The sequence below is a fragment of the Corynebacterium sp. MSK195 genome, assembly GCF_030228885.1.
Lineage (GTDB): Bacteria > Actinomycetota > Actinomycetes > Mycobacteriales > Mycobacteriaceae > Corynebacterium.
The window spans coordinates 63895-79541 of the sequence record NZ_JASPGT010000006.1 but is presented as its reverse complement, the minus strand read 5'-3'; the positions used below and the strand labels follow the sequence as shown (position 1 = coordinate 79541).

The 15647-nt window shown below is 61.9% G+C and carries 15 protein-coding genes; 11 read left to right on the top strand and 4 right to left on the bottom strand.

What is annotated here, in order from left to right; translation table 11 throughout:
* Positions 1 to 10: 10 nt before the first annotated feature.
* Positions 11 to 1642 carry an LCP family protein gene (locus tag QP909_RS07470; protein WP_239278730.1) on the bottom strand — a complete coding sequence of 544 codons (1632 nt, stop codon included), beginning with the start codon at positions 1640 to 1642 and terminating at the stop codon, positions 11 to 13.
* Positions 1643 to 1766: 124 nt separating this feature from the next.
* On the opposite strand from QP909_RS07470, the gene QP909_RS07465 reads away from it, so the two are divergent.
* From QP909_RS07465 to QP909_RS07455, 3 genes are all read left to right on the top strand, one after another.
* The gene (locus tag QP909_RS07465; protein WP_284766747.1) at positions 1767 to 2666 is read left to right on the top strand and encodes a glycosyltransferase family 2 protein; all 900 of its coding nucleotides are present in this window, start codon (positions 1767 to 1769) and stop codon (positions 2664 to 2666) included.
* A 101-nt stretch (positions 2667 to 2767) separates the two neighbouring features.
* On the top strand, positions 2768 to 3862 hold the full coding sequence (manB, locus tag QP909_RS07460) for a mannose-1-phosphate guanylyltransferase (protein ID WP_284766746.1): 1095 nt from the start codon (positions 2768 to 2770) through the stop codon (positions 3860 to 3862).
* 566 nt (positions 3863 to 4428) lie between these two features.
* On the top strand, positions 4429 to 4677 hold the full coding sequence (locus QP909_RS07455) for a WhiB family transcriptional regulator (protein ID WP_005528147.1): 249 nt from the start codon (positions 4429 to 4431) through the stop codon (positions 4675 to 4677).
* Between the two features lie 79 nt (positions 4678 to 4756).
* Here QP909_RS07455 and QP909_RS07450 read toward each other — a convergent pair whose 3' ends face one another.
* A complete protein-coding gene (locus QP909_RS07450; protein ID WP_005322429.1) occupies positions 4757 to 5227 on the bottom strand; it encodes a metallopeptidase family protein in 471 nt (156 codons plus the stop codon).
* A 96-nt stretch (positions 5228 to 5323) separates the two neighbouring features.
* On the opposite strand from QP909_RS07450, the gene QP909_RS07445 reads away from it, so the two are divergent.
* Together QP909_RS07445 and QP909_RS07440 are read left to right on the top strand one after the other, a co-directional pair.
* Positions 5324 to 5791: a DUF3499 domain-containing protein gene (locus QP909_RS07445; protein WP_284766745.1), complete on the top strand. Its 468-nt coding sequence runs from the start codon at positions 5324 to 5326 to the stop codon at positions 5789 to 5791.
* Positions 5792 to 5845: 54 nt separating this feature from the next.
* Positions 5846 to 7213: a phosphomannomutase/phosphoglucomutase gene (locus QP909_RS07440; RefSeq protein WP_284766744.1), complete on the top strand. Its 1368-nt coding sequence runs from the start codon at positions 5846 to 5848 to the stop codon at positions 7211 to 7213.
* Here the strand turns inward: QP909_RS07440 and QP909_RS07435 are convergent.
* On the bottom strand, positions 7210 to 8565 hold the full coding sequence (locus tag QP909_RS07435; RefSeq protein ID WP_284766743.1) for an FAD-dependent oxidoreductase: 1356 nt from the start codon (positions 8563 to 8565) through the stop codon (positions 7210 to 7212). The two genes, QP909_RS07440 and QP909_RS07435, sit on opposite strands and share 4 nt — an antisense overlap.
* Before the next feature lie 253 nt (positions 8566 to 8818).
* Here QP909_RS07435 and QP909_RS07430 point away from each other — a divergent pair, with 253 nt between their 5' ends.
* From QP909_RS07430 to QP909_RS07415, 4 genes are read left to right on the top strand one after another with little or no spacing between them, the layout of a single operon-like run.
* The gene (locus tag QP909_RS07430; protein WP_284766742.1) at positions 8819 to 10495 is read left to right on the top strand and encodes a nitrite/sulfite reductase; all 1677 of its coding nucleotides are present in this window, start codon (positions 8819 to 8821) and stop codon (positions 10493 to 10495) included.
* Positions 10492 to 10743 carry a hypothetical protein gene (locus QP909_RS07425; protein ID WP_005322420.1) on the top strand — a complete coding sequence of 84 codons (252 nt, stop codon included), beginning with the start codon at positions 10492 to 10494 and terminating at the stop codon, positions 10741 to 10743. The genes QP909_RS07430 and QP909_RS07425 overlap by 4 nt, the downstream gene beginning before the upstream one ends.
* Before the next feature lie 11 nt (positions 10744 to 10754).
* Positions 10755 to 11441, top strand: coding sequence for a sirohydrochlorin chelatase (locus tag QP909_RS07420; RefSeq protein ID WP_284766741.1), 687 nt, complete (start codon positions 10755 to 10757; stop codon positions 11439 to 11441).
* Entirely contained in the window at positions 11435 to 12484 is a 1050-nt protein-coding gene (locus QP909_RS07415; RefSeq protein ID WP_284766740.1) for a sulfite exporter TauE/SafE family protein, read from the top strand. Before QP909_RS07420 ends, QP909_RS07415 begins: the two co-directional genes overlap by 7 nt.
* 105 nt (positions 12485 to 12589) lie before the next feature.
* On the opposite strand, the gene cobA is transcribed toward QP909_RS07415, so the two are convergent.
* Positions 12590 to 13327 carry a uroporphyrinogen-III C-methyltransferase gene (cobA, locus tag QP909_RS07410; RefSeq protein ID WP_239278738.1) on the bottom strand — a complete coding sequence of 246 codons (738 nt, stop codon included), beginning with the start codon at positions 13325 to 13327 and terminating at the stop codon, positions 12590 to 12592.
* A 41-nt stretch (positions 13328 to 13368) separates the two neighbouring features.
* On the opposite strand from cobA, the gene QP909_RS07405 reads away from it, so the two are divergent.
* Positions 13369 to 14391, top strand: a complete 1023-nt coding sequence (locus QP909_RS07405; RefSeq protein ID WP_269954195.1) for an exopolyphosphatase — start codon at positions 13369 to 13371, stop codon at positions 14389 to 14391.
* 6 nt (positions 14392 to 14397) lie between these two features.
* A complete protein-coding gene (gene manA, locus QP909_RS07400; RefSeq protein WP_284766739.1) occupies positions 14398 to 15627 on the top strand; it encodes a mannose-6-phosphate isomerase, class I in 1230 nt (409 codons plus the stop codon).
* The last annotated feature ends 20 nt before the right edge of the window (positions 15628 to 15647 follow it).

Genomic DNA, 15647 nt, shown 5'->3' with positions numbered 1-15647 from the left:
GGGAGAAGTGCTAGTTCACGCAGCGCGGGCCGTCGCCACCAGCATCGATCTCTGGGGAAACCTTGGCGGTACCGAAGTCGTTGCCTGGGGTGCCAACCGGCTGGCTGGACTTATCTTCCTCCGGCTGCTGGTCGCTGGCTTCCTTATCGGAAGGTCCCTGGTAATCATCGGTAGCAACCACGATGAGGGTGTCGTCATCGAGCTGCGTATTCTCTGCCACCGGCACCCCGCCCAGCTTCTTGGCCAGGGCCTTAGCTTCCTTGCTCGTCGGATCGGCGGCGACCACCTGCGACTCGCTGTAGATGCCCGGCTGCGCATTGGCGGAACGCTCCACCGTGTAGCCCTTGCCTTCCAGCCAAGAGCCGATGCCGGAGGCCAAGCCATCAATATTGCCGGCGTTGAGGACGTGAATATTGATATTCGGATCGACGTCCTTGTCCTTGTCCGCCTTTTCTTGCTTGTCCTTATCTTCGGCCTTGGACTCATCGGTGGCTTCATCGTGGGTCTTGGCCAGGTCATCCATGAAGCGGTGGACCTCGGCGGAATCGATGGTGACGATGGATTCGCCATAATCGCCCTGGCCGTCGATGGAGGTCACCGGGATAGTGGTGAAGGTGACATTGCCGCCGGCCAGACCGGCCAGCTGGGTAACAAAGCCCATGATGTCCCAGCCCTCATCGATGACTACGGAGCGCTCTACCGCCTTGGCAATCTTAGACAGCTTGGAAGGATTAGCCAGGGTGTCGTTGTCCAGGATCTTATTGACCAGGGACGCCATGAAGGCCTGCTGGCGCACGATGCGGTCGAGGTCGCCGCGCGGGAGGTTATAGCGCTGGCGCACGAAGGCTAGGGCCTTGGCGCCGTCGAGGGTCTGCTTGCCCTTGCTGAACTTAGCGCCAGACATGTCATCATCAACATCATCGTTGAGGCAGACATCTACGCCATCGACGGCGTCAGTGAGCAAAGTAAAGCCCAACAGGCCCACCTCGGCGTAGTGATCAATAGACACACCGGTCAGGGTGCGCACCATGGCCAGCAATCCTTCGCGGCCGGCTTCGACGCCCTGCTTTTCGATGTCCTTATCCGAATGTGGCTTCTTTTTGCCCTTGGCCTCCGCCTCAGCATTTTCCTGCTCGAGCTCTTCCACCTTGGCGTTCTTATGGGAGGCGAAGACAGCATTCATCTTCATATTGCCGTAGTCCGGATCCTTGACATAGGTATCGCGCGGAATGGATACGGCGGTGGCGCGGGAACCGTCCTCCGGAACGCGGATGAGCATCATGGTGTCGGTATTTTCCTCACCATCGGCCACGCCGGCGTGCAGGTCCGCCAGTTCCTTCTCGGAGAGGGGATTGCCCTTGGCATCGGTGCGCGAATCCTTGCCCACCAGCAAGATATCTACTGCGCCATCGAGCGAGTTACCGGACAAGCCCTGGCCGTCTAGGGACAAGTCAGTGGCCGAAGACATGCCACTATCCAGCCGGCCTACGGTGGCATAACCCACGCCAGATACCACCAGGATCAAGGCAGACAGGAGTGCCACGATCGCCTTGATGGCCGTGGAACCTTTTTGCTTTACCGCACTAGCGGCAGAGGGCGCCGGCTGGATGGTGCGCGCCCGGCGAGTGTTCTCAGAAGTCACAAGTGGAGGCTTTCTAGATTGGTGGGGATCTGGAGACAGTTTAGGGCAGAAAAGCCAAAAATTAGTGATCCGTGTCCGATTTCGCGTGTTCGGGCAGTGTCCCTGCCCAGTGCGAGGAGCGCCTGTGACTAAGCTCGGGGCCATTGTGACTACACCAAATCAATCCCCGCTGGCCGTGATCACCGTGACCTATAGTCCCGGTGAATACCTCGGTAGTTTTTTGGACTCCCTCCCGGGCGCCTGCGCTCGCGGCACCAATGTCGTGCTTGCGGATAATGGCTCCACCGACGGCGTGCCCGAGGCCGCCGCCCGCGAACGTGCCGGGGTGGACTTTCTCGATACTGGCGGAAATATTGGCTACGGCGCTGGCATGAATGCGGGTGCCCGCTTCGCCCGCGAGCACGGTGGCGTGGATGAGGAATTTTTCCTTATTTCCAATCCCGATGTCACCTTTACCCCGGGATCTATTGATCAACTCATTGAGTGCGCCCGCCAGTGGCCGGATGCTGCGGCCGTGGGCCCGCGCATCGTGGAGCCGGATGGTAGCAACTATCCCTCGGCCCGCGCCGTGCCCACCGTGGCTACCGGCATTGGGCACGCACTCTTTTCTTCGATCTGGCCGTCCAATCCATGGTCGCGCGCCTACCGCGATGAAGCCGATATGACCTCCCAGCGCCCAGCCGGATGGTTATCCGGTTCCTGCCTTCTTGTGCGCTGGGATGCCTTCGACGCCATTGGCGGATTTGATGAGCGCTACTTCATGTATCTCGAAGACGTAGATCTAGGAGATCGCTTCACGCGCGCCGGCTACCAAAACATCTTTTGCCCAGAGGCCGTCATCAGCCACGCTAAGGGGCATTCCACCCAAGCGCACGCCGGAGCGATGCTGCGCGCCCACCACAACTCCGCCTATCGCTTTCAGGCAGACCGCCACCCCGCATGGTGGCAGGCCCCACTGCGCGGCGCGTTGTGGCTGGGACTGCGACTCCGCGGGCTTATTGCCTCAGCCTCGGCACGTTCTTAAGGCTCGGTGCGCGTGCCGTTGAACTGGATTGCGCGCCATACGCTCTACACTGTCCCTCAGAAAATCACAGAATAAAACTGTCCGCATACATAAGGAAGACTATGACTGAAGCAGCCACCACCCACGGTGCCAGCACGGATGCAGTGATTCTCGTCGGCGGCCGCGGCACCCGCCTGCGCCCACTAACCATCGGTACGCCGAAGCCGATGCTGCCGACGGCAAACTACCCGTTCCTGCAGCACCTGCTCGCCCGCATCAAGGCCGCCGGCATTGAGCACGTCGTCATGTCTACCTCCTATAAGGCCGAGGTCTTTGAGGATTACTTCGGTGATGGCTCCGATCTGGGCTTGGAGATCGAGTACGTGGTGGAAGAGACCGCGCTCGGCACCGGCGGCGGCATCCGCAACGTCTACGACAAACTGCGCAATGACACGGTCATGGTCTTCAATGGCGACGTGCTCTCCGGCATGGATCTGGAAGGGATCCTCACCACGCACCATGACAAGGACGCCGATGTCACCATGCACCTGCTCAACGTGGCTGACCCGCGTGCGTTTGGTTGCGTGCCGACCGACTCCAACGGCCGAGTTACCGCGTTCCTAGAAAAGACCGAGGATCCGCCAACCAACCAGATCAACGCCGGTTGCTATGTATTCAAGCGCTCCGTCATCGAGTCCATCCCGGCTAACCGCGTTGTTTCCGTGGAACGCGAAACCTTCCCAGGGCTCTTGGCTGAAGGCCGCCTGGTTGTCGGCCACGTAGACAACTCCTACTGGCGCGACATGGGCCGCCCGGATGACTTCACCCGTGGTTCCTCCGACCTAGTACGCGGCATCGCGCCTTCCCCGCTGATTGAGGGCAGGACTGGTGAATCCCTGGTAGATCCCTCCGCCGGAATCGCCGGTGGCGTGCTGCTGCTATCCGGTACCGCCGTGGGCCGTGGCTCCGAGGTGGGCGCGGGCTCCCGCTTGGAGGGCACCGTTGTCTTCGACGGCGTGCGCATTGAGCCCGGCGCCATCATCCACAACTCGATCATTGCCTCCGGCGCCCACATTGGCGCCAACGCGGTCATTGAGAACTGTGTCATTGGTGAAGGCGCCCACATCGGCGCACGCTGCGAGCTTCTCGACGGCATGCGTGTCTTCCCCGGCGTTGCCATTCCCGATGCCGGCGTGCGTTTTAGCTCCGATGCTTAACGCTTTCGCCGTGGTCTGGGCACTGCACTAGGTCCAGCTGACATAGGTCGAACTGAGGACAATGGAGCCTCGGTTCGGCCTCTCTTTTTGTGGGGCCACCGAGCCCGACTGTCCGCACTGGCCGACACGGTGTGAAATCTTCACAGATGCGAAGCGCATGGATCCCCTCTTTGCAGGGTTGTGCGCGCGACACGCCGGAATTTCCTGAAAATTGTTGACAGAAAAACGGGGTACCACTACATGTAGTACCCCCTACCTACACCCCCATAGGGGATCAGTTGTTACAGATGTGACGGATGGGGATCGTGTGCTGCGTTTTTGCCGGAAAGCGCGAAGAAGCCGCCAATTCGGGTTGACGATATTTAGTGATCCGGTGTGAAATTACATCAGTGAAAGAAACAGCGGCCGGCGCCGTTACTTCCACACCATCCCGGCGGGGTTGCCCAAGGGGAATGTGGTGTACAGTCGGTCGCACTGATGAGAATTACCCAACCTCGGAGAAAGGAAAAGGCGTGGACAAAATGGCTAATAACAACGCCATTCTCCGTGGCGGTGCTGCTGCAGAGATGTCGCTCGATGAACTCTTCGGTGCCGTCGAGCAGGAGTGGCAGGACCAGGCGCTGTGCGCACAGACCGACCCTGAAGCATTCTTCCCTGAAAAGGGAGGCTCTACCCGTGAGGCCAAGCGCATCTGCCAGGCCTGCGCGGTACGCGATGAATGCTTGGAGTACGCGCTGGAGCACGATGAGCGCTTCGGTATTTGGGGCGGGCTATCGGACCGTGAGCGCCGCCGCCTCAAGCGCGAGATTGGATAATTAAGGTGTCCAGTAAGGCCCCTGGCTAGCACGCAATGTGCGGCCAGGGGCTTTTCTGCTGCCGCGAAACCTACTGGGGCTACCAGCTATAGCGCGGGTCCACTTCTTCGGGGTCCAAGTTGAGGTAGTTGGCCACCAGTGCGGTAATAACGGTGCCCAGGAGTTCGGAACGCTCGGACGGGGTAGAGGCACGTTGCTCAATAGGCATGCGGAAGATGACCAGGCGCGCGCGGGTGGGCTGGCCCTCGGAATCTACACCGGCGGGAACCACGCGGCCGAGGGGAACTGGGCCATCGGCGATAATCTCATCCGGTAGTACGGTCATATCGGGAGAAAGCCGCATGCGCGGGATGGTGTCTACGGCCAAGTCGAGGCCACGCAATTGTGGCGCGAAGGCGTTTTGGATGGGGGCATAGGCCTCCAATACGGCCATGTCGAAGTGCTCGCGCGCGCTGCGGTAGCGCGGGGTCTGCTGGGGGAGGAGAGGTCCGCGCATGCCGTGGCCGTGGCGGTCGCGGGCGGGGCGGATATGCGGGCGAGCGGCGGTCATGACCCTGATTCTAAGGTGCTGGCGGGCCGGATTTAGCGGAGCCACGCCGGGGCGAAGACTATCTAAATCTCAACCAAGGGTTTAGACTTATGCGCTGTGACTATTTCTCGCCATTGCTCCCGCCCAGGCTGCGGCCGCCCCGCCGTGGCGACATTGACCTACGCTTACGCGGACCAGACGGCCGTCGTTGGACCGCTGGCGGAAGAGGAGAACCCACACAGCTGGGATCTGTGCGCCACCCACCGCGACCGCATCTCCGCCCCAGTGGGCTGGGAACTGGTGCGTGTGGATCGCATTGAGCTGGATGAGGAAGATGACCTGATGGCTTTGGCAGAGGCCGTCAAGGAAGATGGCCGCGTGACTACCGGCTTGGTCGATGACCGCAGCGCCGGCTCCGGTGCCGACCCCATCGACTACTCCGCGACCTTTGATGGGGCAGACCCTGCCAATTCGAATCACCCGGTCTTTCGCACCCGCCGCGTGGCTTATGCCAAAAAGGCGCGCCGCGCACACCTTTCCGTCGTGCCCGATGAATCGACGCCCGCGGAACCGGAACAGGACTGACACGAACCCCGTGGTGCGGTAGTTTCCCAGCGGGCGGGAGTACTATTGCAGGTTATGCGAACTCGTGAGCATCTTGATGCAGTAATTAAGGCCTATGACGTCCGTGGCGTGGTGGGCGAAGATATCGATGAGAACTTCGTGCGCGATACGGGCGCCGCGTTTGCCGTCATCCTGCGGGAAGAAGGCGAAAATACCGTGGCAGTCGGCCACGATATGCGCCCGTCCTCGCCGTCTCTGGCGCGCGCTTTTGCTGAGGGCGTGACCTCGCAGGGCCTCAACGTGACCCTGCTGGGGCTAACCTCTACCGACGAGCTCTACTACGCCGCCGGTTCCCTGGAGTGTGCGGGCGCTATGTTTACCGCGTCCCATAACCCAGCCAAGTACAACGGCATTAAACTCTGCCGCGCCGGCGCGGTACCGGTGGGCCAGGAGACCGGCTTGGAGCAGATTAAGCAGATGCTTATCGACGGCACCCCGGAGTTCACCGGCACCGAGGGCGCAATTGCCGAGCAGGAGATTCTGGCCGGCTACGCCGACTTCCTGCGCAAGCTGGTACCGCTGGAGGATTCCAAGCCGCTCGTCGTAGCTGTCGATGCCGCCAACGGCATGGGCGGCCACACCGTGCCGGCCGTCTTCGATGGCTTGCCTTTCGACGTCCGCGATTTGTACTTCGAGCTCGATGGCACTTTCCCGAACCACGAGGCTAACCCCTTGGATCCAAAGAACCTCGTAGATCTGCAGAAGTTCACCGTGGATCAGAAAGCCGATATTGGCTTGGCCTTCGACGGCGATGCGGACCGCTGCTTCGTAGTGGATGAAAAGGGCCAGCCGGTTTCTCCGTCTGCCATCTGCGCACTGGTGGCTGAGCGCTACCTGGAGAAGTTCCCCGGCGCTACCATCATCCACAACCTGATTACCTCCAAGACCGTGCCGGAGCTCATTAAGGAAAAGGGCGGCACCCCGGTGCGCACCCGCGTGGGCCACTCCTTCATCAAGGCGCAGATGGCAGAGCACCAGGCCGCCTTCGGTGGCGAGCATTCCGCGCACTACTACTTCCAGGAGTTCTGGAACGCCGATTCCGGAATGCTTGCTGCGATGCACGTGCTGGCCGCTCTGGGCCAGTCTGATAAGCCGCTGAGCGAACTCATGGCGGAATACTCCCGCTACGAGGCCTCCGGTGAGATCAATTCCACCGTGGAGGATCAGAAGGCCGCTACCCAGGCGGTACTGGATGAGCTGGCGGATAAGATTGAGTCCGTCGATGAGCTCGATGGCGTGACCGTAGAGCTCAAGGGAACCGAGGCATGGTTCAACGTGCGCGCGTCTAATACGGAGCCGCTGCTGCGCCTCAATGTAGAGGCAAAGACCGCCGACGAGGTGCAGTCCATCGTCGACGAGGTCCTTGCCATCATTCGCCGCTAAACTTCGGCGCGTGAGTGGGAGACCATGTCCTCCCACTCCACAAACTTCTTACGCTCGCGGCCCTCGCGCTCACCCAGCGCGCGTTCGGCCGCGTCCAAGCGCTGCCAATCCTGCCACGTCAGGTAATCGATACCGCGCTCGGTAAAGACTTCGGTGATATCCGCGGTGCTGGAGGGGGAGGGGAGGGTGCCAGAAGCGGCGTCGGCAAGCAGCATGCCAATCGTCTCCGTGGCATCGGACTTGGTATTGCCGATCAGCCCCACCGGGCCGCGCTTAATCCACCCGGTGGTGTAGAGACCCGGTACTACCGCGCCGGCCGCATCGATGACATGGCCGCCATCGTTATTGATGACGTTCTTGTCCTGGTTAAAGGGCACGCCATCGACCGCATCGGAGCGGTAACCGGTGGCGAAATAGACCGCCTGCACCGGCCATTCGGTGAATTTGCCGGTGCCGTGCACACTGCCATCGCCGTTGAGCACGGTGCGCTCGGTCTTGATGCCCCTGACCTTGCCGTCCTCGCCCAAAATTTCTACCGGCTGCTCGAAGAGGTGGATCTGCAGCGTGTGCGGCGCCTCCTTGGGATCGCGGATGGCATACTGCTCGAGCACCTGGCACACCAAGTCGGTGGACTTGCTCTCCTGGCGCGCGGCCAGCGAGGCTTCGTCATAATCGATGTCCTCGGGGGAGACCACAACATTAATGGACTCAGAATGGTCCAGCTCCTTGAGCTCCTGCGGAGTGAACTTGGCCTGCGCCGGGCCGCGGCGGCCGAAGACGCGCACGGTCTCAGCCTGGTTCTTAGCCAGGGACTCGTAGACATTATCGGGGATCTCGGTGACCTTGAGCTCATCGCCGGTCTTGGCCAAGATGCGGGAGACGTCCAGTCCCACATTGCCCACGCCAATAACCGCAACTTCCTTGGCGGACAGGTCCCAATCGCGCTCGAAGCGCGGGTTGCCATCGTAAAAGCCCACGAATTCGCCGGCGCCATGCACGCCGTCCAAGTCCGCGCCAGGGATATCGCGGTGGCGGTCGCCCACGGCACCGGTGGCAAAGACCACAGCATCGTAGTGCTGCTGTAGCTCGTCGACGGTGATGTCACGGCCGATATGCACGTTGGTCAACAGGCGAATCTGCTCGGTATCGAGCACGCGGTGCAGGGACTTGATGATGCCCTTAATGCGCGGGTGGTCCGGTGCTACGCCGTAGCGGATGAGACCGAAGGGCGCGGGCATCTGCTCGATGAGGTCAATCTGTACCTCGCCGCCGGTCTTCTTCACCAGGATATCGGAGGCGTAGATGCCGGCTGGGCCTGCGCCGATGACGGCTACCTTCAAGGGCTGATTCATGCTGCGTGAATGCCTTTCTCTCTATCGCGGCGTCTAGACCGCTAGGTTCATTTTCTGTGGCTTATCTTTCTGGCAATTGAACCGTTTAGTCTAGGTTGCGGCAAAGCGTTGAATTAGATTCTAAAAATATTCTTCTCTTCATGCAGTTCAGGACGATTTTTTACTTGAAAATAAAAAAGACCGCTTTGTCTGCTCATTTTAGACGGGTAGGTTGTCTTTCAATACTTTGGAAAGGCAGGTTGAGATCTACACCATGACCACCGCGACTAATACCAAGCGCACGCCCCGCGCTAAAAAGCCCGAAGGCCAATGGAAGATTGACGGCACCGAGCCCCTCAATAACGATGAGGTAATTAAGCAGGAAGACGGCGGACTTTCTGCTAAGCAGCGCGTCATCGATATCTATTCCAAGCAGGGGTTTTCCTCGATCCCAGCCGATGACCTAGCCCCTCGCTTTAAGTGGCTGGGCCTTTATACACAGCGCAACCAGAACTTGGGCGGTGAGATGACCTCCAAGCTATCTAACGCGGAACTGCAGGACGAGTACTTCATGATGCGTGTGCGCTTCGACGGCGGCCGTGCCGATCCTGCCAAGCTGCGCGCCGTCGGTGAGATCTCGCGCGATTATGCCCGCTCCACGGCGGACTTTACGGACCGCCAGAATATCCAGTTGCACTGGATTCAAATCGAGGATGTGCCCACCATTTGGGACAAACTCGAGTCTGTGGGGCTGAGCACGCTCATGGGCTGCGGCGATGTGCCGCGCGTCATTTTGGGCTCTCCAGTTGCCGGCGTGGCCGAGGACGAGATTATCGATGCCACCCCAGCCATCGAAGAGATTAAGAATAACTACCTGCCGCGCGAGGAATTCCATAACCTGCCGCGCAAATTCAAGACCGCTATCTCCGGCAACTCCCGTCAGGACGTCACGCATGAGATTCAAGACGTAGCCTTCGTGGGCGTGAACCACCCCGAGTACGGCCCGGGATTCGATTGCTTCGTTGGCGGCGGCCTATCCACCAACCCGATGCTCTCGCAGTCCCTCGGCGCCTGGGTTCCCCTAGAGCGCGTGCCGGAGGTCTGGGCCGGTGTGGTCGGCATCTTCCGTGACTACGGCTTCCGCCGCAATCGCAATCGTGCCCGCCTGAAGTTCTTGGTAGCCAAGTGGGGCATCGAGAAGTTCCGCCAAGTGCTCGAGGAAGAATACCTAGATAAGCCGCTGCTGGATGGTTTTCCGCTAGAGGTCGAGCCCGGCTCCCGCGATCACTTGGGCGTGCACCGCCAGAAGGATGGCAAGTTCTACGTCGGCGTCAAACCTACCGTGGGCCACGCCACCGGCGAGCAGCTCATCGCCATTGCGGACGTGGCCGAAAAGTTCGGCATCAGCCGCATCCGCACCACCCCGATGAAGGAATTGCTCTTCCTCGATGTGGAGGAAGAAGACATTCCGGCGCTCTCCCGCGCGCTCGATGAGACCGGCCTGTACTCCCAGCCGTCCGAATTCCGCCGCGGCGTCATCTCCTGCACCGGTCTGGAATTTTGCAAGCTCGCGCACGTGACCACCAAGGCCCGCGCCATCGAGTTGGTAGACATTCTGGAAGACACCTTGGGCGATCTGGACGTGCCGATTTCCATCGCGCTCAACGGCTGCCCCAACGCCTGTGCGCGTTCGCAGGTATCGGACATCGGCCTGAAGGGCCAGATTGTTACCGATTCCGAGGGCAACCGCGTCGAGGGCTTCCAGGTCCACCTGGGCGGCGCCCTTGGCTTGTCCCCGGACTGGGGCCGTAAGCTGCGCGGCCACAAGGTCGTCGCCGATGAGGTGCCCGAGTACGTCATTCGCTTGGTCAATAAATACAAAGAGCAGCGCGAGGACGGCGAGCAATTCCGCCACTGGGTCTTGCGTGCCAAGGAGGAGGACTTGCAGTGAATTTTCGCCGCCAGCCCAACCCCAACCGCAACCATCCCAGCTTCTGCCCGTATTGCGCCGGCACCGACCTCTTCCCGGATGAGGAAGATGATTTTGCCTGGAAGTGCCAGGAGTGCCTGCGGATTTTCTCCGTGCGCTTTCACGGCCAAGACGATGCCCCGGTAGCCCCCGCACCGGCCGTGTCCTCCAACGAGGCATTGAAGCGCTCGCTTGCCCGCCGCGGACACTCCACGGCACCGCAGGCTTAAGGATGCGCCCCATGCCCGCACTTATTACCCTGTCCCACGGTTCGCGGCACCCGGACGCCGCGGCCGGCATTGAGCGTTTGACCCAGGTCGCGGGTCTGCGCCCAGCCCGCGCCGCGCACCTGGAATTCAATGAGCCCGACCTCACCACGGCCGCGCTCGAGCTCGCCCAGCTAGGGGAGACCGAGGCCATTGTGGTTCCCCTGCTTTTTACCCAGGGCTATCACCAGCGCGTGGACGTCCCACGCGCGCTTGCCGACGCCTCCCAAACCTCCCACCTTTCCCTCCACCTCGCCCCAGGGCTCGGCACCAGCGAGGACCTCGCCCGCGTGCTCGCCTCCCGTACCCGGCCTGACGATGCCCATGTGGTCATCTACTCCGTCGGTTCCTCCGATACCGCGGCTAACGATGCCATCCGTGAGCTAGCCCACCGCACCTTCGCGCTCACCGGCGTGCCCACGGCGGTGGAATTCGCCACCCGCGGTGGTCGCGAAGGGATCGTGTCCTTGTGCCGCGAGCATCAAGACCCCTCTCGCGTACGCGTTATTCCGCTCTTCGTGACCGAGGGCCTGCTCCTAGACCGGTTGGCGGGCGTTCCCGCGACCGTCGACCGCCCTCTCGGCACTGATCTCGCGGGCCTCGTTGCAGATCGCTTTCACCACGCTCGTCGCGCCGCACAGGAGGTGTTCGCGCCATGCTAACCCTCATCCTCATCGCGCTCGCCGGTGCGGCCGCCAACCTCGTGGACGGTGGTATCGGCATGGGCTTTGGCGTCACGTCTACCACCATGCTGCTTCTTGCCGGCCTTGGCCCCGCGCAGGCGTCGGCCGTCGTACACACCGCCGAGCTGGGTACCACGGCCATCTCCGGATTAAGCCACGCGCGCTTCGGGAACGTGGATTGGAAAACCGTAGTCCGTCTCGGTGTGCCGGGTGGGATCGCCGCCTTTTTGGGCGCCACGTTGCTGTCGAATATCTCCACCGCGGCGGCCGCGCCAGTGACCGCACTCATCCTGGTGGGCATCGGCGCCAACCTCATCTGGCGCTTCTCCCAACCACGCCGCCGTGGCTCTGCCTATAAGCGCACCCACTCCACGCCGTTTCTGGCCGGACTTGGCCTTGTGGGCGGATTCGTCGATTCCACCGGTGGCGGCGGCTGGGGCCCGGTGTCGACTTCCACGCTCATGGCCATCGGCCGCGAGCAGCCGCGCCGCATCGTGGGTACGGTCAACGCCGCTGAGTTCCTGGTGACCTTCGGCGCTACTGCGGGCTTTATCGTCGGTCTCTGGCACGATATCGTCGCCAACTTGGCCGCAGTTCTTGCCCTGCTCATCGGTGGCGCTATCAGCGCGCCCATCGCCGCGTGGCTTATCTCCCGCATCAACCCCGTCCTGCTCGGCGGACTGGTGGGCACGGCCATCGTGGGCCTGAATATCAGCAAAATCATCGGCGGTGCCGAGACGTACTTTGGCTGGGCAGTGCCTGCAGCAGTTACCCCCGTTGCCATCGCGATCGTGGTCGCGGCTGGTGTAGCGGCCACCATCCGTGGCGCGTTGCGCACCAGGCGTGCGCGTGCGGCGGAATTGGAAGCCGAAAACGCTGAGGAAGCCGCCCATGCTGATTTCCATGCCCCGGATTATCCGGAGCGCGTCGCTGCCGCCCACCGCGTCCACGGTTCGCGCAAGTCCGGCGTGACCATCGTGCAGGATAAGGCGCCCGAAAGCCCCGCTGCTGACCGCGCGTAGCACTTCCGCCGCGACCTTTGGCCACGATACGGACCAAACCCCAACTGCGGTGGGGTAGAGCGCGGCCACAAGTTGGCCTCGCGGACCCGGAAGGCCTCGAGGGTGCTACAGCCCGGCCACCTCGCCGATGACGTAGACCGCTGGCGCGGAGATCTCGTGCTTGGCCATCGTCTGCGCCAAGGTGCCCAAGGTGCAACGATAGGCGCGCTCGGTAGAAAGCGTGCCCTCTTGGATGATGGCGCAGGGAGTGGAGGGGGAGAGGGAGGCTCCGATAAGCGCACTGGCAATCGCCGGGGCATTTTTCACGCCCATGATGACAGCCAGCGTGGCGCCAGAGCGGGCGAGCGCTGCCCAGTCCACCAAGGACTTCTCATGGCCGGGCGGAAGGTGGCCGGAGACCACCGTGAACCCGTGGACGATGCCGCGCTGGGTTACCGGGATTCCTACGGCCGCAGGAACGGAAATGGCGGAGGTTACGCCCGGAATGACCGTGGTGGGTATAGACGCATCCGCCAGCGCTTGCACCTCTTCAAAGCCGCGCCCAAAGACGAAAGGATCGCCCCCCTTAAGACGGGCCACCTTGCGGCCGGCACGGGCGTGTTCGATGAGCAGCTCGTTGATCTTTTCCTGCGAGATTGACTTCTTATAGGGGAGCTTAGAGACGTCAATAAGCTCTTTGGAAGAAATATCACACAGCTTATCGAGCTGCGCCGTAGGTCCCAGGTGATCGGCAAGAATAACCTCTGCATCCTGCAGGGCGCGCATGCCGCGCACGGTAATGAGGTCCCACGCGCCGGGGCCGCCGCCAATCAGGGTTACGGGATGAATCTGTGCGGAAGTCATAGGACTTCATCTTAGTGGGCGCCCGACTATGCTTGGGCCACATGGATACCGGTAATTATGACGCCGAAACCGTGCGCTTTTTTGATGTGGCGCACGAAGGCGCCCAAATCCGCCTGGTGGCCGGAGAAGTGGAGCGCTGGGGCGAGGCGCTCAGTGGGCTCAATCCCCGCTCGCTTGTCATTATCCCCACCGACGCGATTGCCCGCCAGGCCGCCCACCTGGGAGTTGGCCTAGCCGAGCCGCTGCGGATCCCGATTGTGGTCACTGAATCACTCCCGCGCTACGTGGGGGCTCTGGACGTGGTGGTGGTTGTCGGCGAGCCCGGCGAGTGCGATTGGGCGTCGCGCGCCCTCATTACTGCCAGCCAGCGCGGTGCCACCACCGTGCTCATCGGGCCGGCCAAGGGTCCGCTGGTGGAGGACTGCCCGGAAGATACGCTCGTCACCCCTTGCTTGCCGACGACCGAGGGGAGCTCGCCCGCGCGCAGCATTGCCGCCCTGCATGCGCTGTGCTGCCTGCTCTATCAGGGCCCGACCGCGGTGAAGGAGACCCTCGAGGACCTTGCGGCGGCCGTGGACCGCGAGCTTGCGCAGCTTTCTCCCGAGCGCGATGCCACTACTAATCCGGGCCGCCAATTGCGCGAGTTTATTGACGGCGCCCGCATCATCCATTCCTGCGTGCTCGACCCGTACTCCTATTCCGATCGTCGCGAGCACGTGCAGCTCGACGCCCTCGTGGCCCGCATGGCTACGACCATCTGGGCCGTACACGGCCTGCCGAGCGCTTATGTGGACCCAGCCGAATTGCGTCGCGCGCTCGACCGGGATTCTGATAGTTCCCCGGCTAATGATCTCTTCTATGACCCCTTCATTGATGGCGATGGTGCCGAGGGCGCTTTGGTACCCTTGAAGGTGGTTTTCTGGGGGCAGGAAGAGGCGAACCTGCCCAACTCGCTTGCAGTCCGCAGTATCGACCCGGAACCGGGCCTGGGGCATCTTGCCCGCTCACTGCAGCTTATTACGCGGAGTTTTGCCGCGACCGCCTACGAGATTTCTAAAGGATAGAAACACATGCAGCTGTTGCACAGCGCCACCCGCAACTATTCCTGGGGCTCGCGTACCCTTATCCCGCACCTGCAGGGCCAGCCCGATGCCGATAAGCCCGTCGCAGAGCTGTGGTTCGGCGCTCACCCCGGCGACCCTTCCACGGTGGATGGCCGCCTGCTCAACGAGGTCATTGCAGAGGATCCGGCAGGGCAGCTAGGCGGCCGCGTTTCTGCCGAGTACGGCGAGCGCCTGCCCTTCCTGCTCAAGGTGCTTGCGGCCGAGGAGCCGCTGTCCTTGCAGGCGCACCCGTCAAAGGCGCAGGCGGAAGAGGGCTTTGCCCGCGAAAACGCCGCCGGCATCGAACTCACCGCGTCTAATCGAAATTACAAGGACGATAATCACAAGCCCGAGCTCATTGTCGCGCTCACGGATTTCTATGCCATGGCCGGCTTCCGCCCCTTGGCGCGCACCCGCGAGCTTTTTGCCGCCCTCGAGTGCCCTGAGCTGGACCACTACGTTGCCATGCTGGACGACGACCCCTCGGCAACCACCGAGTCCGCCAACCTGCGCGTCCTTTTCACCACGTGGATTACCATTCCGTCTGCCAAGCGCAAGGAGCTCATTTCCGCCATTGTTGCCGCCGGCGAGCGCCTGATCGCCGCGGACTCGGCCGATTGGAAGTCCCGTGTCATGTCTACGGTGCTGGATCTCAATCAGCGCTACCCAGGCGATATTGGCGTGCTGGGCGCATTGCTGCTCAACCACATCGAGCTCTCGCCCGGCGAGGCCGTCTACCTAGACGCAGGCCAGCTCCACGCCTATGTCTCCGGCCTCGGTGTGGAGATCATGGCGAACTCCGATAACGTGTTGCGCGGTGGCCTGACGCCAAAGTTCGTTGACGTTCCAGAGCTGGTCAAGGTCTTGACTTACGCCGCTGCCGACGAGCCGCGTGTGCAACAACAAGATAAGTCCGCCCAGGACAATGTCCACGATGCCGCCGCATGGTCCTACCCGGTACCCATCGAGGAATTCCTGCTGGATCGCGTGGAGCTCACCGGTTCGTCTTCTGTGGATCTTGATTACGATGGCCCGACCATCGCCCTGTGCACCGCAGGTTCCGTAACCTTTACCGATGCTGCGGGCAAGACCCTCACCGCGACCCCAGGCCAAGCCGTCTGGCTGCCAGCCTCCGAGGGCCTCGTTACCGCTACTGCGGAATCCGACACCGCGGACCTCTTCGTCGCCCGCGCCTAGTCCGCGTTTAGCCCACACAA